Source organism: Pseudonocardia sp. T1-2H (assembly GCF_038039215.1).
In the GTDB taxonomy this organism is placed as follows: domain Bacteria; phylum Actinomycetota; class Actinomycetes; order Mycobacteriales; family Pseudonocardiaceae; genus Pseudonocardia.
On record NZ_JBBPCL010000001.1, the window covers coordinates 3,092,764 to 3,113,904 of the forward strand.

Genomic DNA, 21,141 nt, shown 5'->3' on the forward strand with positions numbered 1-21,141 from the left:
GTCTCCGGGGGAGACGACGGTCACGCCGGTGCCTCGTTCCGAGCGGTCAGATCTGACTGTTAACGTCCGGTCACCGAGGAACGGGGCGCCGGTGTCCCGGGGGTGAGGAGCGGTGCGATGACGGCGTCACTTCGAGGACGGACGATCCTCATGTCCGGCGGCAGCCGGGGTATCGGGCTGGCCATCGCGGTCGCCGCGGGCCGGGAGGGCGCCAACGTCGCGCTGCTCGCCAAGACGGACCAGCCCGACCCGCGGCTCCCCGGCACCGTGCACACGGCCGTCGCGGAGATCGAGGAGGCCGGCGGGAAGGCCGTCGCGATCGTCGGGGACGTGCGGGAGCCCGCGGACGTCGAGCGCGCCGCCACCACCGCGGCGCAGACGTTCGGCGGCATCGACATCGTGGTCAACAACGCCAGCGCCCTGAACACCTCCGGCACCGCCGAGCTGCCGATCAAGCGCTACGACCTGATGCAGCAGATCAACTCCCGCGGCACCTTCCTGCTCACCCAGACCGCCTTGCCGCACCTGCGGAAGTCCGACGCGGCGCGCATCCTCACGCTCTCGCCACCGCTGAGCCTGGACCCGAAGTGGCTGGGGAGGTTCCCGGCCTACATGCTCTCCAAGTACGGGATGTCGCTGCTCACGCTCGGCTTCGCGGAGGAGTTCCGGGCGGACGGGATCGCCGCGAACTGCCTCTGGCCGGAGACGACGATCGCCACCGCCGCGGTGATCAACCTGCTCGGCGGCGACGAGGCCGCCTCCCGCTCGCGGACGCCGGAGATCATGGCGGACGCCGCGGTGGCGGTGCTCAAGCGTGGGCCCGAGGTCACCGGACGGACCTTCCTGGACGTCGACGTGCTGGCCGAGGAGGGCGTGACCGACCTGTCCCGCTACGGCGGCGGGGACGAACCCGAGATGGACTTCTTCGTGGAGAGGGACCGATGACCGCCCCGACCACCGCACTGGACGGCCGCGTGCTGCGCTGCCGGATCGCCGCCGGCAAGGCCGGCACCCTCGACGGCGAGGCGATGACCGCCGTCGCCGAGACGCTGCGCGGGCTGGCGACGGCCGAGCAGGCCGCGGAGCAGGGCGTCGGCGCGATCCTGCTGGCCCACGACGGCGGCAGCTTCTGCACCGGCGGGGACGTGCGGGCCTTCGAGGGTGCGGAGGACCGCGGCGCGTACGTGAAGCAGCTCGCGGACACCTTCCACGAGTTCCTCGAGGCCTACGTGCGCTGCGCGGTGCCCAGCGTCGCCGGCGTCCAGGGCTGGGCCGCGGGCGCCGGGATGAGTGTCGTGCTGGCCACCGACATCGTCGTCGCGGGCCGTTCGACCAAGCTCCGTCCGGCGTACCCGGGCATCGGGTTCTCCCCGGACGGCGCGATGAGCTGGACGCTGCCCCGCATCGTCGGGTACGGGCGGGCGCGGCAGATCCTGCTGACGGACCAGGTGCTCGAGGCCGGCGCGCTGCTGGACACCGGCATCGCCGCGTCGGTGGTCGAGGACGCGGAGCTGGCGGCGGAGGCCGAGCGGACCGCGCACCGCCTCGCCCAGGGCCCGACCGCCGCCCTCGGCCGGATCAAGCGGCTCCTCGCGGACAGCTGGGCCGCGGACCTGCGGACCCAGCTGGACGCCGAGGCCGCCGCGATCTCGGCCAGCGCCGCCGGCGCGGAGGGCGCCGAGGGGCTCGCCGCGTTCGTGGGTAAGCGCATCCCGCGGTTCCACCAGTAGGACTCAGGAGGGCGCTGAACGACTCGGCCCTGCTGCGAGGCCACCACCCGGCCCCGCTCGCGACGGGCGGAGTCGTTCAGCACCCGCTCAGCGCTTCGCCGACGACGCGGGGATCGGCGTGAAGACCGCCTTCCGATAGACCTTCATGCCGTACCGGTTCACCGCGGTCCGGATGAGCCCGAAGATCGCGCCCTGCAGCGTCGCCGCGAGGAGTACCTCGCGGGTGCTGTACTTCGGGGACAGCGGCTCCGGGGTCTCGTCCTCGTTGGACAGGCGCTTCCAGATCAGGTCGAAGACCTGCCCCGCGATCAGGCCGCCCACCAGGCCGGACACCACGCCGACCGGCTTGTAGGCGAGCCTGAGCGCGCCCGGGAGGTCCTCGCCGGTCGCCTCCATCGTCTCCTGGCGGTGCTCCGGCTCCACCTTCGAGCCGGCCCGGTCCTTCAGCTCCGCGGCCTTCCGGTTGAGCGCGTTCGCGATGTCGCCGGCCTTGTCCGCAATCGTCATGCCCGCGCTTACCCGCTGGTCGGCCGGGTCACACGCCCCGTCGACGGGGTTCGACGTGGTCGGCGGCGGGAATTCCCGGGGCAGCACATCGGCAGGCACCCCGGCTGCCGGACGGAGGAGGGAGCCCCCGTGACGTCGCACCGTCCGGTCCCCGCCGGACACCCCCGCAGCGGCACGACCGGAGGCCCCGGCGGTGCCGGCCTCCGGCGCACCCCGCGCCTCGAGCTCCGCCACACGGCGAACCCGCGGGAGCTCGCCCGGATGCGCGCCCTCATCGAGGACTGGGCGGGCGAGGTCGGCCTCACCGCGGACGAGCTGGTGGACCTGCAGCTCGCGGTGGGGGAGGCGGCGGCCAACGGCGTCGAGCACGCCTACCGCGGCCGCCCGCCCGGGCCCGTCGAGATCGACCTGGAGCTGCGGGACCGGGGGAGCCCCGGCGCCGCCGTCGTCGTGCGGGTACTGGACCACGGGTTCTGGCGTCCGGCGCCGGTGGAGGCGGGCCCGCGCGGCCGCGGGCTCTCGTTGATCCGGACGCTGTCGGACGGGCTGGACGTGTCCCCGACGGGCGGCGGCACCGAGGTGTCGTTCGAGATCCCGGTCGCCGTACGGCGTAGGGCTGTCCCGGGGCAGGAGCGCCGGTTCGCGAACCGCTCGACCGGGTATGCGTCGGACATGGCCGGGCCCACCCACGACGACTGTCGTCCGCACCGCGTCCGGGCGTGGGTCTCCGCCGGCACCGTTCCCGTCCTGCTGGCCGCGGCCGTCCTGGTGTTCCTGGCCGGCTACCCGGCGTTCAGCGTCGTGCTGGCGGTCCTGGCCGTCTTCGGTGTCGCGGACTCCCTGTACATGGCCCGCCGCCGTGGTCGTTCGCCGGAGAGCTGAGCCGACAGAGCCGAGTCGGCAGCGCCGAGACGACCGGCCGGGGCCGACGGGCTCCGAAATGCGGAACGGCCCCGGAACCTGCGCAGGTTCCGGAGCCGTCGCGCGGGAGGAGGGTGGTCAGCGACCGGGGACCGAACCGCCGGTGACGAGGCGGCGGACGCCGCCCTGACCGGCGGGCCGGGCGGCGCGCAGCTGCGGCAGCATCACGGCGGAACGCTGGGTCGGGCGACGGAAGCCGCGCATCACGGGCCGCGCGGCCGACGGCGGGAACAGGTGGTCCATGCCGGCCGGCACCGGGCCGCCGATGCTGGAGCGCAGCAGCTCCTGGTAGGCGTCGTACTGGGCGACCGCGGCGACCACGTCCCCCTGGGCCAGGTGGGCCTCGATCAGGGCGCGCCGGGCGCTGTCGCGGCTGGGGGCCTGCGCGACGGCGAGCTCGGCGATCTCGACGGCGTCGGCGTGCAGGCCGGCCTCGCTGAGCTTGCCGACGAGCTGCTCGAGGGCGGAGAGCCGGAGCTGGCGGAAACGCTCGCGCTCGACGGCGATCCAGGGGGAGGTCCACGAGGGCAGGATGTCCTCGCTGAGCAGGTCCACGTGGGGGCGCTCGTCCAGGCGGCCGCCGCCGGCGAAGGCCCGGATGAGCAGCATGGAGTCGGAGAGGTCGACCTCGACGTCCTCGTTCAGCGAGAGCGCGGCGGACTCGTCCTCGGCGCCCTCGAGCAGGCCGGGTACGTCCACGGCGGCGAGGGCCTCGGTGAGCAGCCGGGCCGCGGAGGCGGCGGGCACCCCGGGCCACAGGTCCGCGGCGAGACCCGCGCGCGACTGGGGCCGCGGGTGCACGGCGAGGTAGGCGACGACGCGACGCGCATCCACACCGAGCGGCACGGTGGCGCCGTCCGAGTGGAGGGTGAACGAACCGAGCACCGTGATGCGGTGACAGGATCGGGTCGCGAAGGATCGACGGTGACCGTCTGACAACATGGGTATCCCCGTAAATGATGGCACGTGGTGGATCATGTGGTGGCCGCTCGGCACGCCCCTGACGCCCTGGGCCGTCGAACAGTGTTCTCCGACCCGCCGGAATTGCCAAGAGGCTGTTTCGTCACAGTTACACGCCGCGGTCACGACCACTACGCCGCAGGTACGGCCATCCGAGTGACGGTGCGTAGCGATCATATCTCAGGGGCGCGCGTGCATCCGCACGTGGGTGCCCGAGGCGTCCCGCCAGACGTGCAGCAGATCGCACAGCTGCCGCGCGATCCACACCCCGCGGCCCCGCGGGTCCTTGGGGTGCGGCGCCTTGAGGCCGGGCAGCCGCTCACGCAGCGTGCCTCCGTCGTGCACCTCGCAGACCAGCTCCGTCGGCGAGGCCCACAGACACAGCTCCGCGTCCGCCGTCCCGTGCTCGACGGCGTTGGTGGCCACCTCGTTGACCGCGAGCACCAGGTCCTCGCCCCGGGCCCGCTCGAACCCGACCAGCCCGACCGCCGTCTCGACGGCGCCCCGCACGTCGTGCAGCTGCCAGGAGTTGTACGTCAACCGCAGGTCGGGCGGTCCCAGCACGACCGGCGACTGCGCCGGACGGCTCCGCAGGACCTCCACCGGACACCGGTGCGCGGGGTTCTCGCGGGCTACCCCCGGCGAGGAGCAGCGCGTGGTTGGCCCGGGCGCCCTCCAGCACCTCCAGGTGCAGCGGGTACGACGGGTAGAAGCAGACCATCGTGACGTCCAGGTCCGCGACCGCCACGTTCAGCGCCGCGTCCAGCTCGGTCCAGTAGCCGCCGTCGGCGCCGTCGAGCCGCTCGTCGTGCACGGCGACGACGGTGACCGCCGGCCCGTCCCGGCACAGCATCCGCAGCTCGCGGCCGCGCAGGGCGGCGGTGGTCTGACCGGACCCCTCCGCGGCACCCGACACCGAGCTCACCGGAGGGACCGCGGGCGCGAGCGAGACGAGCTCGGCGCTCCCGAGGTCGCCCCGGATCGCCTGCTCGACGAGGCCCGGCGCGGCCAGCGCCACCCGCTCCCCGCGGTCGAGCGCCTCGCGGACCAGCGGCACGGCCTGGGCGAGGAGGTCGTCCGTGGTGTCGTAAAAGGCGACGGCGTGCCGCAGGGCGAGGCCCGCGGGGGTGCGGGGGGTGACCTTCACTCGGGGTCCGCCTCCTCGGCCGCTCCTGGCTCCGGGAGCTCCTCGATGGACAGCTGCCGCGCGAACGCCGCGCCGCAGCGGTCGAACACGCGCTGCACCCGGGGCCGCACCCCGGTCAGGACGAGCCGGTGGGTGTCCGGGAAGCCCTCGGCCGCCTGCACCACGCTCACCGCCGCCGTCACGTCCAGGAACCGCAGGGACGCGAGGTTGAGGACGATGTCGTTCGGGGCGTTCGGCGCGCGCAGGACCTTGTCCAGGTCCCCGAGCAGCAGCGTCGTGATCATCGGGCGGTTGCTGTGGTCGATCTCGCCGGCCAGCCGGGCCCGGCCCAGCCCGGTCCGGGTGATCCGCAGCAGACCGTCGTCGTACGCGGCCGGCGCGGCGACCTCCGCACGATGCACGGCGCGCATCTCCTCGATCTGATCGTCGGTGTACCGGGTGCGGTCGTAGAGGCACAGGGCGCGGGCCGAGTCCCGCTTGCGCACCACCTCGTCCAGTACGGCGTCGTAGCTGCTCAACGGGATGCCGGCGGGGCGGGCCGCGCCGTAGCTCAGCTGGCCCGTCATCCGGAACCCCGCCCAGCCGTCCCGCTCGGAGAGGTCGATGTAGCTGTTCAGCAGCTCCTGGACGGCCGGCGGCGGGGCGTGGAAGGCGCCGCGGGTGACGTCCGAGGAGACGATCTCGAGCTGGCCGCGGCGCAGCGGATCGGCCACCGCGACACGGTCGTCCAGCAGGCGTTCGAGGACCGCGTCCGACGTCCCGTCGTCGAAGTAGTAGACCTTCTCGCCCCGGGCGAGGCCGGCGGCGAGGAAGGCCGCCGTCAGCTCCCAGAGCTCCTCGTCACTGACCGGTACCGCGCACGCGTGATCGGCGGATGTCAGTTCATCCGTCGCTCCCACCAGTGCGTCCCCGCCGTTCGCGCTGCGTGACAACTGCTCGTCGAAGCACTGTAGGACGCCCCCCGCGGGGCCCGTCGCCCCCAGCGGGGGTGGGCGGCGCCGAAACGCCGACCAGCCGCGCCGAGTGGTGAGACCAGCGGTCGGGCGGGGCCGGGCCGCCTCAGGGAGCCAGCGGCGGGACGAGGGCCTCCACCAGGTGCGGACCGGGCTCGGCGGCCGCCCGGCGCAGCGCGTCCGCGAGCTCCTCGGCCGTCGTCACCCGCACCGCCGGAACCCCCATGCCGGCCGCGATCGAGACGAAGTCCAGCCGCGGGTCCCCGAGGTCCAGCAGCCGCCGGGCCGGGGAACCCGCCGCCGGGGCGGTCGCGCCCACGTTCGCGAGCTCGAGGCGCAGGATCGCGTAGGCGGCGTTGTTGAAGACGATCGTGGTGACGTCCAGCTGCTCACGGGCGTGCGTCCACAGTGCGGAGATCGTGTACATCGCGCTCCCGTCCGCCTCCAGGCACCAGACGGGCCGGTCCGGGCAGGCGACGGCGGCGCCCGTCGCGGCAGGCAGGCCGTAGCCGATGGCGCCGCCGGTGAGGGTCAGCACGTCGTGCCGGGGCGCGCCGGCCGTCATGGCGGGGAGCGCGAAACCCGACGTCACCGACTCGTCGACGACGATCGCCCGCTCCGGCAGCAGCGCCCCGACCACCTGCGCCACGGACTGCGCGGTCAGCTCGCCGCTCGGCAGCCCGGGCCGGGCGGGCCCGGCGAGGACCGGTTCGGCGTCCCCGGCGACGAGGTCCGCGATTGCCCGCAGCCCGGCCGCGCCGGGTCCGCCGTGCGGGGCCACCTCGTGCACCTCGCAGCCCTCGGGGAAGAGCACGCTCGGCGTGTCCGGGTAGCCGAAGAAGCTGACGGGCGCGGCGGCCCCGGCGAGGATCAGGTGCCGGGTGCCGGCGAGCTGGCGCAGCGCGCCCTGCACGGCGTAGGCGAGCCGCTCGAAGGCCGGCAGGCCCACCCCGCGCTCGTGCCGGGCGGGGAAGGTCTCGACCAGGACCTGGGCGCCGGTGGCGGCCGCGATCCGGCTCGCTGCCAGCAGGCCGTCCTCGCGGGTGGCGTCGCCGCCGATCAGGATCGTGCAGCGCTCGCCCCCGGTCGTCGACCCCAGCGCCTTGGCCGCGGCCTCCAGCGCGTCGGCGTCCAGCGCGCCGCGGCCGAGCGGGGTGCCCGGGGTGACCCCGGCGGGCGCGCAGCCCTCGTCCTCGGTCCAGGAGACGTCCGCCGGCAGGATCAGCGTGGCAACCTGCCCGGCCGCCTGTATCCCGCCGCCGACGGCCGCGGCGACGGCGTCCGCCGCGTCCGGTCCGACCTCCGCCGGGCTCGCGCTGCGCCGCACCCAGCCGGAGACGGCCCCGGCGACCGCGTCGATGTCCGACTCCAGCGGTGCGTCCAGCGGCTTGTGGAACGTCGCGTGGTCCCCGACCACGTTCACCACCGGCGAGCCGGCGCGGCGGGCGTTGTGCAGGTTCGCCACGCCGTTGCCGAGCCCCGGGCCGAGGTGCAGCAGCGTCGCCGCCGGCTTCCCGGCCATCCGGGCGTAGCCGTCCGCCGCGCCCGTCGCCACGCCCTCGAACAGGGTCAGCACCCCGCGCATCTGCGGGACCGCGTCCAAGGCCGCGACGAAATGCATCTCGGACGTGCCGGGGTTGGCGAAGCAGACGTCCACACCGCCGTCGACGAGTGTGCGCAGGAGCGCTTCCGCGCCGTTCATGTCGTGTCCTCCGGGGACGGGGAGATCTCGGGGTTGAGGATGCCGTGCGGGTCGAACGCCGCCTTCACCCGCGCGAGCAGGGCGAGCGTCACCGGGTCGGTGAGCTCCCGGTGGTGGCGGCGCTTGCTCCGCCCGATGCCGTGCTCACCCGAGATCAGGCCGCCCAGCTCCCGCCCGGCCCGGAAGACCTCGCCCAGCAGGCGGTGACGGGTGTCGTCGTCGGGCTCGAAGACGGACAGGTGGACGTTCCCGTCCCCGGCGTGGCCGCAGCCCGCCAGCCGGGAGCCGTACCGCTCGGCGATCTCCCCGGCCCGCCGCAGGAACTCGGGCATCGCGGCGCGGGGCACGACGACGTCGACGATGTCCGCGGCACCCATCGCGCGCACCGTCCAGAACGCGCGCTCCCGCGCCTCGACGAGCCGGCGCGCGGCCGGCCCCGGCAGCACGTAGGCGTCGGTCGCGCCGAGGCCGGCGAGCAGCGTGCCCAGCCGCTCGACGTCGGTGTCGAGCCGGTCCTTCGCGCCGTTCTCCAGCATCACCAGGAGGTAGGCGTCCGAGCCCGCGCGGACCCCGTCGGGGAGCCCGAGCTCGAGGTCCTCGGCCCGGGTGATCGCGTTCATCGTGGCCGTGTCCAGGTACTCCAGGATCAGCGGCCCGACCCCGGACGCGACGACCTTCGGGACCGCCGCCGCCACCTCGTCGACCGTGGGGAACGGCGCCAGGACGGTGGCCTGGTGGGGGAGCCGGGGGTAGAGGCGCAACGTGGCCTCGGTGACGAGCGCGAGGGTGCCCTCGGACCCGACGATCAGCTGGGTGAGGTCGTAGCCGGTGCTGGCCTTGGCGAGCTTGCCGCCGGTGCGCAGCACCTCGCCGGACGGCAGGACGGCCTCGAGCCCCAGGACCTGCTGCCGGGTCGCGCCGTAGCGCACCGCCCGCATGCCGCCCGCGTTCGTCGCGACGTTGCCACCGAGGCTGGAGCCGTTCTCGCCGGGCTGCACCGGGTACGTGAGCCCGTGCGCGGCCGCGGCCCGGTCCAGCTCGGCGAGGGTCACCCCGGGCTGGACGACGGCCACGTGGTTCTCCGTGTCGATCTCCAGTACTCGGTTCATCCGGGCGAAGGAGACGACCAGGGCGCCCTCGGCCGGGACCGCGGCGCCGGACAGGCCGGTGCCGCTGCCCCGCGCGGTGACGGACACGCCGTGCTCGGCCGCGAGCCGCAGGATCGCCGAGACCTCCGCCGTCGAACCCGGGCGGACGACCGCGCACGGGCGCCGCCAGGTGATCGACAACGCCTCGTCGTGCGAGTGGTCCGTCAGCGCGTCGTCCCCCGTGAGGACGTGCGCGGCCCCGACGACGGCGGCCAGGGCGGCCGCGAGCATCCTCAGGCCCCGGTGGAGACGCTGACCTCGGTGGCCGGGTTGCCCTTGATCGTCTGCAGGACGACGCAGTAGCGCTCGGTGAGCTTGATCAGCGACGCCACCTGGTCCTGGTCGGCGGAGGTGTCCAGCGCGAAGGACAGCCGGATGTCCCGGAAGCCGACCGGGGCCTGCTTGTCCACGCCGAGCGTGCCGCGGAAGTCCAGGTCGCCCTCGGCGTGCACCGTCCCGGAGACCTCGAGCCCCATCGACGTCGCGACCGCGCGCAGGGTCACCCCGGCGCACGCGACGAGCGCCTCCAGGAGCATGTCGCCCGAGCAGAGCTGCGTGCCGTCGCCGCCCGTGGCGGGGTGCAGGCCGGCCTCGGCCAGCACGGTCGCGGTCTGCACGCGGCAGGCGACGCCGGTGCCGTCGAGCTCGCCGTCCGCCTTCAGGGTCACGACCGCGGATGCCGGGTCCTCGCGGTACCGCTGCTTCAACGGGCCCTGCACGTCCTTGAGCTTCGTGGCGTCCATGGCCCCATCGTGACCCCGGGAGGGGGCGGAACTCCAGCCGGGCCCGATGATCGCCCGCCCCGACGGCCCGGGTGCCCCTCGGTAGGCTCGGCGTGTGGCAATCCCGGGGACCGGCGAGCAGGACCGGACCGATCGCGTCCTGACCGTCCCGAACCTGCTCAGCGTGCTGCGCCTCGCCGGCGTGCCGCTGTTCCTGTGGCTGCTGCTCGGCCCGCAGGCGGACGGGTGGGCGATCGTCGTGCTCGCCGTGGGCGGGGCGACGGACTGGGCGGACGGCAAGCTCGCCCGGCTGCTGAACCAGTACAGCCGGGTGGGGGAGCTGCTGGACCCCGCCGTCGACCGGCTCTACATCCTCGCCGCGCTGCTCGCCCTCGGCGCCCGCGGCGTCGTGCCGTGGTGGGCGGTGGCGGTGCTGATCGGCCGGGACCTGGTGCTCGGGGTGTGCGTCGTGGTGCTGCGCCGGTACGGCTACGGCCCGTTCCCGGTGACCTACCTGGGCAAGGCCGCGACGTTCCTGCTGCTCTACGCGTTCCCGCTGCTGCTGCTCGGCCAGGCGGACAACGCCTGGGGTCACGTCGCGCTGCCCCTCGGTACGGCCTTCGCGGTCTGGGGCGTGGCGCTCTACCTCTGGTCCGGACTGCTCTACCTGGGCCGGTTCGTGCTCGCGATGCGGGCAGGGCCGGTCGTCGCGGGTGCCGGGACCGGGCGGGGGACGCCGCGTTAGGCTGCCCGCGTGAGTGCCGAGACTTCCGTCCCCGAGGACCTCAGGTACACCGACGCCCACGAATGGGTGCGGGACCTGGGCGGCGGCGTGGTCCGGGTCGGGATCACCGATCACGCCCAGGACCAGCTCGGCGATGTCGTGTTCGTGCAGCTCCCCACCGTGGGGGACACGATCGCGGCGGGCGCGGCCATCGGCGAGGTCGAGTCCACGAAGTCGGTCTCGGACATCTACGCGCCGGTGGCCGGTGAGGTCGTCGCTGTGAACGACGCGCTCGAGGCGAACCCCGAGTCGTCAACACGGGCGCCTACGACACGGGCTGGATCGTCGAGCTGAGGCTCGACGACGGGGCGGACGCGCTCGCCGATCTTCTCGACGCGGCCGCCTACCGGCAGCTGACCGGCGGGTCCTGACCCACCGGGTCAGGAGCGACACGATAGGTTCGTCCGACATCGTCCGGCGGTGCCGCCACGTGGCCGGCCGGACACGATCCCGGCGAACCGACCGGGACAGACCATCGCAGGAGGAGACCCCGAGGTGACCACGAACGACGGGCCCGGCGTCCCGCCGGAGCGTTCCCCCGAGACCACGTCGGTCTTCCGGGCGGACTTCCTGGCCGACGTCGAGCCACCGGCCCAGGAAGCGCCGGTCTCCGGTGTCGACGCGCTGCCCCCGGGATCCGCGCTGCTCGTGGTCAAGCGCGGGCCGAACGCCGGATCCCGGTTCCTGCTGGACCGCCCGACGACGAGCGCCGGCCGCCACCCGGACAGCGACATCTTCCTCGACGACGTGACCGTCTCCCGGCGGCACGCGGAGTTCCGCCGGGACTCCGGCGAGTTCGTCGTCGTGGACGTCGGCAGCCTCAACGGCACCTACGTGAACCGCGAGCCGGTCGACACGGCCGTCCTCGCGAACGGTGACGAGGTCCAGATCGGCAAGTTCCGGCTGGTCTTCCTCACCGGTCCGCGCGAACCCGGCGCGGGGGGCTGACCTCCTCCGACGGTGCGGACGCCCGGCCAGGGCGGTCGCGCACCGGGGGACGAACGCCACCGAACGCCCCGTCCGGAGGCGCGCGTTCCCGAGGACTCGCGTGTAGCGTCGACCATGTTGCGACCAGGGGTGAGGAGGCGGGCGCATGAGTGAGATGCGCGTCGTGGGAGTCAGGGTCGAACTGCCCGCCAACCAGCCCATCCTCCTGCTGCGGGAGACGTCCGGTGACCGCTACCTGCCGATCTGGATCGGTTCGGTCGAGGCCACTGCGATCGCCCTCGAGCAGCAGGGGGTCAAGCCCGCCCGACCGCTCACGCACGACCTGCTCAAGGACGTGATCGGCGCGCTGGGCCGGCGGCTGGAACAGGTGCGGATCACGGACCTTCAGGAAGGCACCTTCTACGCCGAGCTGATCTTCGACGGGGGCATCACCGTGTCCGCCCGGCCGAGCGACTCGGTCGCGCTCGCCCTGCGGGTCGGCGTGCCGATCCACGCGGACGAGAGCGTGCTGGCCGAGGCCGGTCTGGTGATCCCGGACGAGCAGGAGGACGAGGTCGAGAAGTTCCGCGAGTTCCTCGACTCCGTGTCCCCGGAGGACTTCCGGGGAGCCCAGCCGGGCTGAGTCCCCGGACCCTCGTCGAAGGAGCGCGGGACCCCCGGGGTGCGGCGATCAGGTGTTGATCGACGACACGCCGGGGGAGCAGGACCGGTGGCGGCGTGGCACGTTGACCCTGGGCGTGCGGCCGCTTACCGTCGGCGGAGACATCATCGAGGCGGTGGTCGTCGGCGCGGGGATCCTTCCCCGGTCGCCGCGACCGGGGAAGGAGTGCCGTGGACGGGTCGTCCTCAGACGCCCCCGGACAGGGCGAGCTCTTCCCGGACCCGCTGGTCGGTGAGGGGCTCGACGGGATGCCGGACCAGCTGGTCGGGTTCCGCGGTCCCACGGCCTGTCAGGTCGTCGGCATCACCTACCGCCAGTTGGACTACTGGGCCCGCACCGGGCTCGTCGTGCCCTCCATCCGGGGTGCGGCCGGTTCCGGCAGCCAGCGGCTCTACTCCTTCAAGGACGTCCTCGTCCTGAAGGTCGTCAAGCGACTGCTCGACGCCGGTGTGTCCCTGCAGAACATCCGGGTCGCCGTGGAACACCTGCGGCGCCGCGGGATAAGAGATCTCGCCGGCATCACGCTCTTCAGCGACGGCACCACCGTGTACGAGTGCGCCTCGCCGGAGGAGGTCGTGGACCTCCTGCAGGGCGGCCAGGGGGTCTTCGGGATCGCGGTCTCCGGCGCGATGCGCGAGATCAGCGGCTCGATCAAGGACTTCCCGGTCGAGCGTGCGGACGGTGGCACGGTCGACGAGACGCCCGAGGACGAGCTCTCCCGCCGCCGGGCCCGCCGCGCCATCTCGTAACGAACCGCGGCCCCTCGATCGCGTCCGCGTTGCGGAACGGGTCGTGTTCGGCCGGCAGCTTCTCCAGTCTCGCCTGCTCGACACGGTTCACCACCGTCAGGCTCTCCTGCTTGTCGCGGACGCACTTCGCCGGCGTGAACGCGGACGTCGTCACGTACAGCACCGCGATGCCCAGGAAACCGCGCACCCACGGGCAGGTACACGATGCCGCGGGAACTCTGCCCTGTGCTCGTCATGCCCGGAACTGTGTCGAGAATCCGCCCGGTGATCCTCGGTGGAACTACGGGAGTTGCCGTTAAGCTGATCCCGTAGTCGCCGATCCCGCGCGGGAGAGACCCGGCCCGGAGCACTCCGGAGCAGGGCGCCGAAGGAGCAAATCCTCCCCGGAACCTCTCAGGCACCCGGACCGCGTGGGCGAGACGCCTCTGGAAAGCGATGCCGGTCGTCCGCGACCGGCCTCCGCCGACGGGGAAAGCCCTGCTCAGCCGGGGTGAATCTCTCAGGCCCCCGGGTATCCGGGGATCGACAGAGGGGGAGGGCAGCACGCCCGTAGTCGTCCTGCCCCACCGTCCCGCCCCCGGAGGCCGTCCTGTGACCGACCCCGTATCGCCGTCCGCACCGGCCCTCTTCGCGCTCGAGGAGAGCACCCCGTTCGTCGACCGGCACATCGGGCCCCGCCCGGCCGAGCTCGCCCGCATGCTCGACGCGATCGGCGCAGGATCCCTCGAGGACCTGGCGGACCGTGCCCTCCCGCCCAGCATCCGGGACACCGAGGCCGTCGCCACGACGATCCCCGCCCCGGCGTCGGAGACGGACATGCTCGCCGAGCTCCGCGGGATCGCCGCCCGCAACACCGTGACCGTCCCGATGATCGGTCTCGGCTACTCGGGGACGCTCACCCCGCCGGTCATCCGGCGGCATGTGCTGGAGAACCCCGCCTGGTACACGGCCTACACGCCCTACCAGCCGGAGATCAGCCAGGGCCGGCTCGAGGCGCTGCTCGCCTTCCAGACGATGGTCGCGGACCTCACCGGGCTCCCCGTCGCCGGCGCCTCCCTGCTCGACGAGGCCACGGCCGCCGCCGAGGCGATGACCCTGCTGCGCCGGGCGGGGAAGTCGAAGAGCCCGCGGTTCGTGGTGGACGCGGACACCCTGCCGCAGACGATCGAGGTCCTGCGCACCCGCGCCGTCCCGCTGGGGATCGAGCTGGTGGTCGCGGACCTCTCCGGCGGTCTGCCGGAGGGCGAGCTCTACGGCCTGCTCCTCTCCTACCCGGGCGCCTCCGGGCAGGTCGTGGACCCGCGGGCGTTGATCGAGGAGGCCCACGCGAGGGGCGCGCTCGTCGCCGTCGCGGCGGACCTGCTCGGTCTCACCCTGCTCACCCCGCCCGGGGAGCTCGGCGCGGACGCGGCCGTCGGCACCACGCAGCGCTTCGGCGTCCCGCTGGGCTTCGGCGGGCCGCACGCGGGCTACCTGTCGGTGCAGCAGCAGTTCGCACGCCAGCTGCCCGGCCGGCTCGTCGGCGTCTCCCGGGACGCGGACGGCAACCCCGCGCTGCGGCTCGCCCTGCAGACCCGGGAGCAGCACATCCGCCGGGAGAAGGCGACGTCGAACATCTGCACCGCGCAGGTGCTGCTCGCCGTCGTCGCGGCCTGCTACGCCGTCTACCACGGCCCGGAGGGGCTCAAGCGGATCGCGCTGCGGGCCCACCGGATGGCGTCGGTGCTGGCCGGCGGCCTGCGGGACGGCGGCGTCGACGTCGTGCACGACGGGTTCTTCGACACCGTCGTCGCGTCGGTACCCGGCCGCGCCGCGGATGTCGTGGCGGCCGCGCACGACGCCGGCCTCGCGCTGCGCCTGATCTCCGACGACGAGGTGGGCGTCTCCTGCTCCGAGGTCACCACGGTCGCGCACCTGACCTTGGTGTGGCAGGCGTTCGGCGTGACCGTCGCGGACGTCGCGGCGCTCGACGCGGGCACGGTGGACGCGCTGCCGTCGTCGCTGGTCCGCGAGTCCGGGTACCTGACCCACCCGACGTTCCACGAGTTCCGCTCCGAGACCTCGCTGATGCGCTGGCTGCGCCGCCTCGCCGACGCGGACCTCGCGCTGGACCGGACCATGATCCCGCTGGGCTCCTGCACGATGAAGCTCAACGCCGCCGCGGAGATGGAGCCGATCACCTGGCCCGAGTTCGCGGACCTGCACCCGTTCGCTCCGAAGGCGGACACCGAGGGCTCGCTCGAGCTCATCGCGCAGCTGGAGCGCTGGCTCGCGGAGCTGACCGGGTACGCCGCGGTCTCGGTGCAGCCCAACGCCGGCAGCCAGGGCGAGCTCGCCGGGCTGCTCGCGATCGCGGCCTACCACCGCTCCCGCGGCGACGACCAACGGACGGTCTGCCTCATCCCGTCCAGCGCGCACGGGACCAACGCTGCGTCCGCCGTCATGGCCGGGATGCGGGTCGTGGTGGTCGGGACCGACGCGCAGGGGAACGTCGATCTCGACGACCTGCACGCCAAGATCGACGCGCACCGGGACGCGCTCGCCGCGCTGATGATCACCTATCCGTCGACGCACGGGGTGTACGAGACCGAGGTCCGCGCCGTCTGCGACGCGGTGCACTCCGCGGGCGGACAGGTCTACGTCGACGGCGCGAACCTGAACGCGCTGGTCGGGCTCGCCCGGCCGGGGGCGTTCGGCGGCGACGTCAGCCACCTGAACCTGCACAAGACGTTCTGCATCCCGCACGGCGGCGGTGGTCCCGGGGTCGGCCCGGTGGCCGTCGCCGAGCACCTGGTGCCGTTCCTGCCGGGCCGCGGGCTCGTGGGTGCGGTGTCCGCCGCGCCGCACGGGAGCCCGGGCGTGCTGCCGATCTCGTGGGCGTACATCCGGATGATGGGCGTCGACGGCCTGCGCCGCGCGACCCTGACCGCGGTGGCCGCCGCGAACTACGTCGCGAAGCGCCTCGGCGAGTACTACCCGGTCCTGTACGCCGGCCGGGACGGGGCCGTCGCGCACGAGTGCATCCTGGACCTGCGGGGGATCACCAAGGAGTCCGGCGTGACCGTCGACGACGTCGCGAAGCGGCTCGCGGACTACGGCCTGCACGCGCCGACGATGTCGTTCCCGGTGGCCGGCACGCTGATGGTCGAGCCGACCGAGAGCGAGGACCTCGCGGAGATCGACCGCTTCGTCGACGCGATGATCGGGATCCGGGACGAGATCCGCCGGGTCCAGGCGGGGGAGTGGCCGGTGGACGACAACCCCCTGCGCGGCGCCCCGCACACCGCGGCGTGCCTCGTCGACAAGTGGGACCGCCCGTACTCCCGGGACCTCGCCGCCTACCCGACGGGGGCCGTCCCCGGGGTGCACGACCGCAAGGTGTGGCCGCCGGTCCGCCGGATCGACCAGGCACACGGGGACCGCAACCTCGTCTGCTCCTGCCCGCCGATCGAGGCGTACTCCGACTGATCCCGCCGCCGACCCGCACGAACGGCACTTTCGGGCGCTAGGTCCGCACGAGAGCGCCGTTCGTGCGTTCGGGGGTGGGCGCGGTGAGGTGCTCGCAGAGTTCGAGCAGGCGCTCCCGGAGCGGGGCCGCGCGTTCCGCGAATCCCGCCTGGGTCCGCGCGTACTCCGCCCGGCCCGCGGGCGTCTCGATCGCGACCGGGCGGTAGCCGTGGTCCGCGAGGTCGTAGGGGCTGGCGCGCATGTCCAGCTCACGAACCTCCGCGGCGAGCGCGAAACAGTCCCCGAGCAGCGACGACGGGGTGGCGGGCAGCAGCTTGTAGGCCCACTTGTAGAGGTCCATCGTCGCGTGCAGGCAGCCCGGCTGCTCCATCGCGACCTGGTCCTCGCGGGTCGGCGCCACCGCGTTGCGGGGTCGGGCGGCCGCGGTGAAGAAGCGGAACGCGTCATGGTGCGTGCAGTGCACGGACATCGACTCGACGACCTCGTCCGTCCCGGCCGGGCCGAGCCGTAGCGGCACGGCGTCGTGCCGCGGCCGGTCGGTGCGGTAGACCATGGCCCACTCGTGCAGCCCGAAGCAGCCGAGCCGGGCCGGGCGGGACGCAGTGGCGCGCGCCAGGCCGTGCACGAAGCCGGCGGTGTCTCGCAGCCGGCGGGGAGCAGCGCGGGATCGAGCACGATCCCGTCGCCGTCCGGGCGGTAGCCGGGCTGCTCCGCGAACGCGGCGGTGTCCCCGAGGAGCCGGACACCCGGGCCGGGATGCCACTGCTCGAGACGCGACGGCCGCAGCGAGTAGTAGGTGAACAGGAAGTCCTGGACGGGGTGCGACTCGCGCCGCCGGCGGCGCTCCCGGTGCGGGACGGTCCAGCGCTCCATCCGGGCACGGTGCTCCGCGGCGGCGGCCCGCCACACGGGCTCCGCGAGCGTCACGACGTCCCGGGGCACGGCATCGATGGTACGGAAGCCCGGTGCGCGGCCGGCGGGCACGCGGGCCCACTCCGACTCGGCCTCGCCGCAGTTCCCCAGGATGCGCGGCTCCAGCCCTCCCTCCCCGCGAGTCGCGCTCTGAGACCTCGCGAGTCGCGCGCTGCGACCCCGCGAGTCGCGCTCTGCAACCCCGCGAGTCGCGCTGTGAGACCCCGCGAGTCGTGCGCTGCGACCTGGCGAGTCCAGGGGGGCGGGGCGGGCAATCCCCCTTCCTCGGGGGCGGACCGATGCCCGGAGCGCGATCCGGAGACAGGCTTGTCCCGGGCCCGGGCCCGGGCCCGGGCCGGACGGTCCTCGCCCGAGTCGCCTGGCGCTACAGCACGACGCGACCGGTCTCAGCTCGCGACCCGCCCGGTTCCGGACAGCGACTCACGCGGCTTCGGGGCGCGACTCGCGGGGTTCGAGAGCGCGACTCGCGCGGTCCGAGAGCGCGACTCGGGGCGAACTCAGCCGTCGGAAGTGTGCGTCGCGTCCCGGACCGTCCCGACGTAGTGCTCGATGAGGTCCTCCATCGCCACCAGGCCGACCGTGGCGCCGGCCTCGTCGACCGCCCGGGCCAGGTGGGCCCGGGAGAACCGCAGCGCCGCGACTGCCTCGTCGAGCCGGGCGTCCGCGGGTACCTCGGGCAGGCCCCGGATGCGGCCGCGCGGGATGACGGCGGACGGGTCGTCGACGACGTCCAGGATGTCCTTGACGTGCACGTATCCGGTGAAGCGGCCGTCGTGCGCGCGCAGCGGGAAGCGGGAGAACCCGGTTTCGGCGACCGCCCGCGCCACGTCGCCGACGCGGGGCTGCGGGGGCAGGCTCACCACGTCCGCGGGTGGCACGAGGACGTTCGCGACGGTGGTCTCCGCGGAGCGCAGGGTGCGCGCGATCCGGGTCGACTCCTCGTCGTCGAGCAGGCCCTCGCGCTGCGAGTCCGCGATCATCTCGGACAGCTCCCCCGAGGTGAACGCGCTCTCCAGCTCGTCCTTCGGCTCGATCCCGAGCAGCTTGACCACGCTGTTCGCCATCCGGTTGAACAGCTCGATGAACGGCCGCATCACGGTCGTGAACACCAGGAACGGCGGGACCAGCAAGATCGCGGCGCGTTCGGGGCCCGCGATGGCCACGTTCTTCGGGACCATCTCGCCGAGCAGGATGTGCGCGACGCTGACCAGGGCCAGCGAGAGCGCGAACGCGATCGGGTGCAGGAACGCCTCGGGGATGTGGAGCAACTCGAGCGGGACCTCGACGAAGTGCGCCACCGCGGGCTCGCCGAGCCGGCCGAGCAGCAGGGACGCGATCGTGATGCCCAGCTGGGAGGCCGCGAGCATGCGGGAGATGTCCCCGCTGGCCCGCAGCACGGTGCTCGCCCCGGCGACGCCGTCGTCCGCCATCGTCTGCAGGCGGTCCTTGCGCGCGGAGATCAGCGCGAACTCCGCGGCGACGAAGAACGCGTTCGCGCCGAGCAGCAGGATCGCCGCGAGCAGGGAGAGCACGTCGCTAGCCACGGGCCGCCTCCTCCATGCGGGCGGGCGCGAGCCGCGCCAGGCGCAGCTCGGCCACGCGGTTCCGGTCCCGGCGCATCACGGTCAGCCGCCAGCCCTCGACGCTGACGTCGTCCCCGACGTCGGGGATCCGGCCGAGCCGTTCGAGCACCAGCCCGGCGAGCGTCTCGTACTCGCCCTCGGGCATCCGGAAGCCGGTGGCCTCGTCGATCTCGTCCGCGCGCAGCAGCCCGGAGACCATCCAGCTGCCTCGGCCCAGCGGCCGGACCCGGGCCTGCTCGGCCCGGTCGTGCTCGTCGCGGACGTCCCCGACGATCTCCTCGATCAGGTCCTCGAGCGTGACGATCCCGGCGGTGCCGCCGTACTCGTCCATCACCACGGCCATCTGCAGCCCGGCGCGCAGCCGGACCAGCAGGTCGTCCCCGTCGAGGGACTCCGGCACGATCTCCGCGTCCTGGACGAGCCCGCGCACCGGCGTGCCGTCCCGCTCACCCGGCGGGACCCCGAAGGCCTGCTTGACGTGCACGAGGCCCAGCACGGAGTCCGGGTCCCCGTTGTGCACGGGGAAACGGGAGAAGCCGCTGCGCCGGGAGAGGTTGAGCAGGTCCGCGACGGTGTCGTCCGCGCTCAGCGTCTCGACGCGCACGCGCGGGGTCATCAGGTCCTCCGCGACGCGGTCGGTGAACCGCAGCGAGCGGTCCAGCAGCTCGGCGGTGCCCTCGTCGAGGGTGCCCTGCTGGGCGCTGGACCGGACGAGCGAGCTGAGCTCGTGCGGGGACCGCGCGGACCGGAGCTCTTCGGCCGGCTCGACACCCAGCCGGCGGACGATGGCGTTCGCGGACGAGTTCAGCGCGTCGATCAGCCAGCGGAACGCGTGGGTGAACCCGCTCTGCAGCCAGACGACGGCGCGCGCGGTGGCCAGCGGCCGGGCGATCGCGATGTTCTTCGGCACCAGCTCGCCGAACACCATCGACAGCGTCGTGGCGATGACCAGGGACAACCCGGTGGCGACGCCGCCGGCGAGGCCCTCGGACATCCCGAGCCCGGTGAGCCCCGGGCGGATCAGCTCGGCGATCGCGGGCTCGGCGATGTAGCCGGTGGCCAGCGTGGTGACGGTGATGCCGAGCTGGCTGCCGGAGAGCTGGAAGGACAGGGTCCGGTGCGCGCGCTGCACGCTGCGGGCCCGGCGGTCCCCGACCAGGGTGACGTGCGAGTCGACCTGGCTGCGCTCCAGCGCGGTCAGCGAGAACTCGGACGCGACGGAGACCGCGGTGCCGAGGGTCAGCGCGGCGACGGCGAGGAGCCCCAGCAGGGAGAGGACGACGCTCATCGGGTCCGCTCGCGGTCGGGCGGCGACCCCGGGGGAGTGCGCGGTCGGCCGGTGGCGAGGGGGTGGACGGGGAGCCGGGTCATGCGACCCGGCCGCCTACTGCAGCCCGGCTCGGCGGGACGTGCGGAGGGCACGGGAACTCCATGGATCTCGGTCCGCCGGGAACAGCGCCCGGAGGAAGGTACGTCCGCCGAGTGTAGGGCTCGCCTCACCGGACCTGCATCCGCACGCGCGCCGCCCCGCGCGTGCGGCCTCCTCGTCGCGCGCCGGGCGGTGCGCGGCAACCAGCGGCCGGAACGGCTCGACCGTGATCTCCGGTGCGGTCCCCTCCTGCCGGGTCCGCCGGATGCAGGCCACCTCGCCGCCGGCGACCACGACGCCCGGCGGGCCGAGCGATCGCCACATCGCGGGCCGCCGCGCCCGGTCCGACACCAGGTCCTCCCGGTCCCGTCGACGGGGACGAGGTCCGCGGCCAGGTAGGGCCGCACGGCCGTCGCCGTGGTCCCGAGGAAGCCCGCGCGTCCGCGGGCGCGTCGGGCCGGGCCGGGACGGGGCTCGGCGACCATCGGCCGGGCGCCGGCCCGGAGCCGCAGGCCGCCGGCGCGACCTGCTGGCCGCAGCAGCTGCTCGCCCACGTGGTGAACGTCGCAGGGCTCGCACCACGGGGCGAGGGCCCCGGAACCCGAGCGGTCACCGCTCTGCTGAGCTCGGCCTTCCGGAGTGCGACGCCCTCCCGGAGCACCTCCGACACCGCGTCCGCCACCGTCCGGAGGGCGTCGCGCGACGCGCCGCGACCTCCGCGAGGCGTCTCCGTTGCAGGCACAGCCGGGCCGCGGCGTCGGAGACCGGTCAGATCGCCGTGACCAGGGCGGTCAGCGCCGATGTGGTGTGCAGGTGGGGTACCCCGCGGTGCGACCGGACGACCGTCAGCGCCCCG

Annotated in this window: 19 protein-coding genes, 3 pseudogenes and 1 riboswitch; of the genes and pseudogenes, 9 read left to right on the forward strand and 13 right to left on the reverse strand. The window is 74.1% G+C overall.

Annotated features, from left to right (window positions below):
* Positions 1–117: 117 nt before the first annotated feature.
* Together WBK50_RS15355 and WBK50_RS15360 are read left to right on the forward strand one after the other, a co-directional pair.
* The gene (locus tag WBK50_RS15355) at positions 118–945 is read left to right on the forward strand and encodes an SDR family oxidoreductase (protein ID WP_341336274.1); all 828 of its coding nucleotides are present in this window, start codon (positions 118–120) and stop codon (positions 943–945) included.
* Complete coding sequence (locus WBK50_RS15360) at positions 942–1,730, forward strand: enoyl-CoA hydratase/isomerase family protein (RefSeq protein ID WP_341336275.1); 789 nt, start codon at positions 942–944, stop codon at positions 1,728–1,730. The genes WBK50_RS15355 and WBK50_RS15360 overlap by 4 nt, the downstream gene beginning before the upstream one ends.
* A gap of 87 nt (positions 1,731–1,817) precedes the next feature.
* Here the strand turns inward: WBK50_RS15360 and WBK50_RS15365 are convergent, their stop codons facing one another.
* Positions 1,818–2,237 (reverse strand): DUF4235 domain-containing protein, encoded by a 420-nt coding sequence (locus WBK50_RS15365; RefSeq protein ID WP_341336276.1) that lies wholly within the window; start codon positions 2,235–2,237, stop codon positions 1,818–1,820.
* Between the two features lie 129 nt (positions 2,238–2,366).
* On the opposite strand from WBK50_RS15365, the gene WBK50_RS15370 reads away from it, so the two are divergent.
* On the forward strand, positions 2,367–3,119 hold the full coding sequence (locus WBK50_RS15370) for an ATP-binding protein (RefSeq protein WP_341336277.1): 753 nt from the start codon (positions 2,367–2,369) through the stop codon (positions 3,117–3,119).
* A gap of 117 nt (positions 3,120–3,236) precedes the next feature.
* Here the strand turns inward: WBK50_RS15370 and WBK50_RS15375 are convergent, their stop codons facing one another.
* From WBK50_RS15375 to WBK50_RS15400, 7 genes and pseudogenes are all read right to left on the reverse strand, one after another.
* Entirely contained in the window at positions 3,237–4,043 is an 807-nt protein-coding gene (locus WBK50_RS15375) for an AfsR/SARP family transcriptional regulator (protein ID WP_341336278.1), read from the reverse strand.
* Positions 4,044–4,298: 255 nt separating this feature from the next.
* On the reverse strand, positions 4,299–4,721 hold the full coding sequence (locus WBK50_RS15380; protein WP_341336279.1) for an ATP-binding protein: 423 nt from the start codon (positions 4,719–4,721) through the stop codon (positions 4,299–4,301).
* A gap of 64 nt (positions 4,722–4,785) precedes the next feature.
* A pseudogene (locus WBK50_RS35145) lies at positions 4,786–5,265 on the reverse strand (MEDS domain-containing protein); the annotation flags it as partial.
* Positions 5,262–6,164, reverse strand: a complete 903-nt coding sequence (locus WBK50_RS15385) for an MEDS domain-containing protein (protein WP_341336280.1) — start codon at positions 6,162–6,164, stop codon at positions 5,262–5,264. The gene WBK50_RS15385 and the pseudogene WBK50_RS35145, both read right to left, overlap by 4 nt.
* 160 nt (positions 6,165–6,324) lie before the next feature.
* The gene (locus WBK50_RS15390; protein WP_341336281.1) at positions 6,325–7,920 is read right to left on the reverse strand and encodes an acetolactate synthase large subunit; all 1,596 of its coding nucleotides are present in this window, start codon (positions 7,918–7,920) and stop codon (positions 6,325–6,327) included.
* Positions 7,917–9,299 (reverse strand): FAD-binding oxidoreductase, encoded by a 1,383-nt coding sequence (locus tag WBK50_RS15395; protein ID WP_445942259.1) that lies wholly within the window; start codon positions 9,297–9,299, stop codon positions 7,917–7,919. Before WBK50_RS15395 ends, WBK50_RS15390 begins: the two co-directional genes overlap by 4 nt.
* 2 nt (positions 9,300–9,301) lie before the next feature.
* A complete protein-coding gene (locus WBK50_RS15400; protein ID WP_341336282.1) occupies positions 9,302–9,811 on the reverse strand; it encodes an OsmC family protein in 510 nt (169 codons plus the stop codon).
* 100 nt (positions 9,812–9,911) lie between these two features.
* On the opposite strand from WBK50_RS15400, the gene WBK50_RS15405 reads away from it, so the two are divergent.
* From WBK50_RS15405 to WBK50_RS15425, 5 genes and pseudogenes are all read left to right on the forward strand, one after another.
* A complete protein-coding gene (locus tag WBK50_RS15405; protein ID WP_445942363.1) occupies positions 9,912–10,535 on the forward strand; it encodes a CDP-alcohol phosphatidyltransferase family protein in 624 nt (207 codons plus the stop codon).
* 9 nt (positions 10,536–10,544) lie between these two features.
* Positions 10,545–10,945: pseudogene (gene gcvH, locus WBK50_RS15410) on the forward strand (glycine cleavage system protein GcvH).
* 124 nt (positions 10,946–11,069) lie between these two features.
* Complete coding sequence (gene garA, locus WBK50_RS15415) at positions 11,070–11,522, forward strand: glycogen accumulation regulator GarA (protein ID WP_341336284.1); 453 nt, start codon at positions 11,070–11,072, stop codon at positions 11,520–11,522.
* Between the two features lie 145 nt (positions 11,523–11,667).
* Positions 11,668–12,144, forward strand: coding sequence for a bifunctional nuclease family protein (locus WBK50_RS15420; protein WP_297490797.1), 477 nt, complete (start codon positions 11,668–11,670; stop codon positions 12,142–12,144).
* Between the two features lie 209 nt (positions 12,145–12,353).
* Positions 12,354–12,932 (forward strand): MerR family transcriptional regulator, encoded by a 579-nt coding sequence (locus tag WBK50_RS15425; RefSeq protein WP_445942260.1) that lies wholly within the window; start codon positions 12,354–12,356, stop codon positions 12,930–12,932.
* On the opposite strand, the gene WBK50_RS35150 is transcribed toward WBK50_RS15425, so the two are convergent.
* Positions 12,835–13,119: a YiaA/YiaB family inner membrane protein gene (locus WBK50_RS35150; protein WP_445942261.1), complete on the reverse strand. Its 285-nt coding sequence runs from the start codon at positions 13,117–13,119 to the stop codon at positions 12,835–12,837. The genes WBK50_RS15425 and WBK50_RS35150 overlap by 98 nt on opposite strands.
* Positions 13,120–13,248: 129 nt before the next feature.
* Positions 13,249–13,351, forward strand: a riboswitch (glycine riboswitch).
* Between the two features lie 172 nt (positions 13,352–13,523).
* Here WBK50_RS35150 and gcvP point away from each other — a divergent pair.
* The gene (gcvP, locus tag WBK50_RS15430) at positions 13,524–16,400 is read left to right on the forward strand and encodes an aminomethyl-transferring glycine dehydrogenase (protein WP_341336285.1); all 2,877 of its coding nucleotides are present in this window, start codon (positions 13,524–13,526) and stop codon (positions 16,398–16,400) included.
* 37 nt (positions 16,401–16,437) lie between these two features.
* Here gcvP and WBK50_RS15435 read toward each other — a convergent pair.
* The 4 genes and pseudogenes from WBK50_RS15435 to WBK50_RS35155 form a co-directional block, all read right to left on the reverse strand.
* Positions 16,438–17,273 (reverse strand): annotated as a pseudogene (locus WBK50_RS15435) (3-methyladenine DNA glycosylase).
* Between the two features lie 557 nt (positions 17,274–17,830).
* Positions 17,831–18,877: a hemolysin family protein gene (locus WBK50_RS15440; RefSeq protein ID WP_341336286.1), complete on the reverse strand. Its 1,047-nt coding sequence runs from the start codon at positions 18,875–18,877 to the stop codon at positions 17,831–17,833.
* A complete protein-coding gene (locus WBK50_RS15445) occupies positions 18,870–20,204 on the reverse strand; it encodes a hemolysin family protein (RefSeq protein ID WP_341336287.1) in 1,335 nt (444 codons plus the stop codon). The genes WBK50_RS15440 and WBK50_RS15445 overlap by 8 nt, the downstream gene beginning before the upstream one ends.
* A gap of 96 nt (positions 20,205–20,300) precedes the next feature.
* On the reverse strand, positions 20,301–20,867 hold the full coding sequence (locus tag WBK50_RS35155; RefSeq protein ID WP_445942262.1) for a DNA glycosylase AlkZ-like family protein: 567 nt from the start codon (positions 20,865–20,867) through the stop codon (positions 20,301–20,303).
* Between the last annotated feature and the right edge of the window lie 274 nt (positions 20,868–21,141).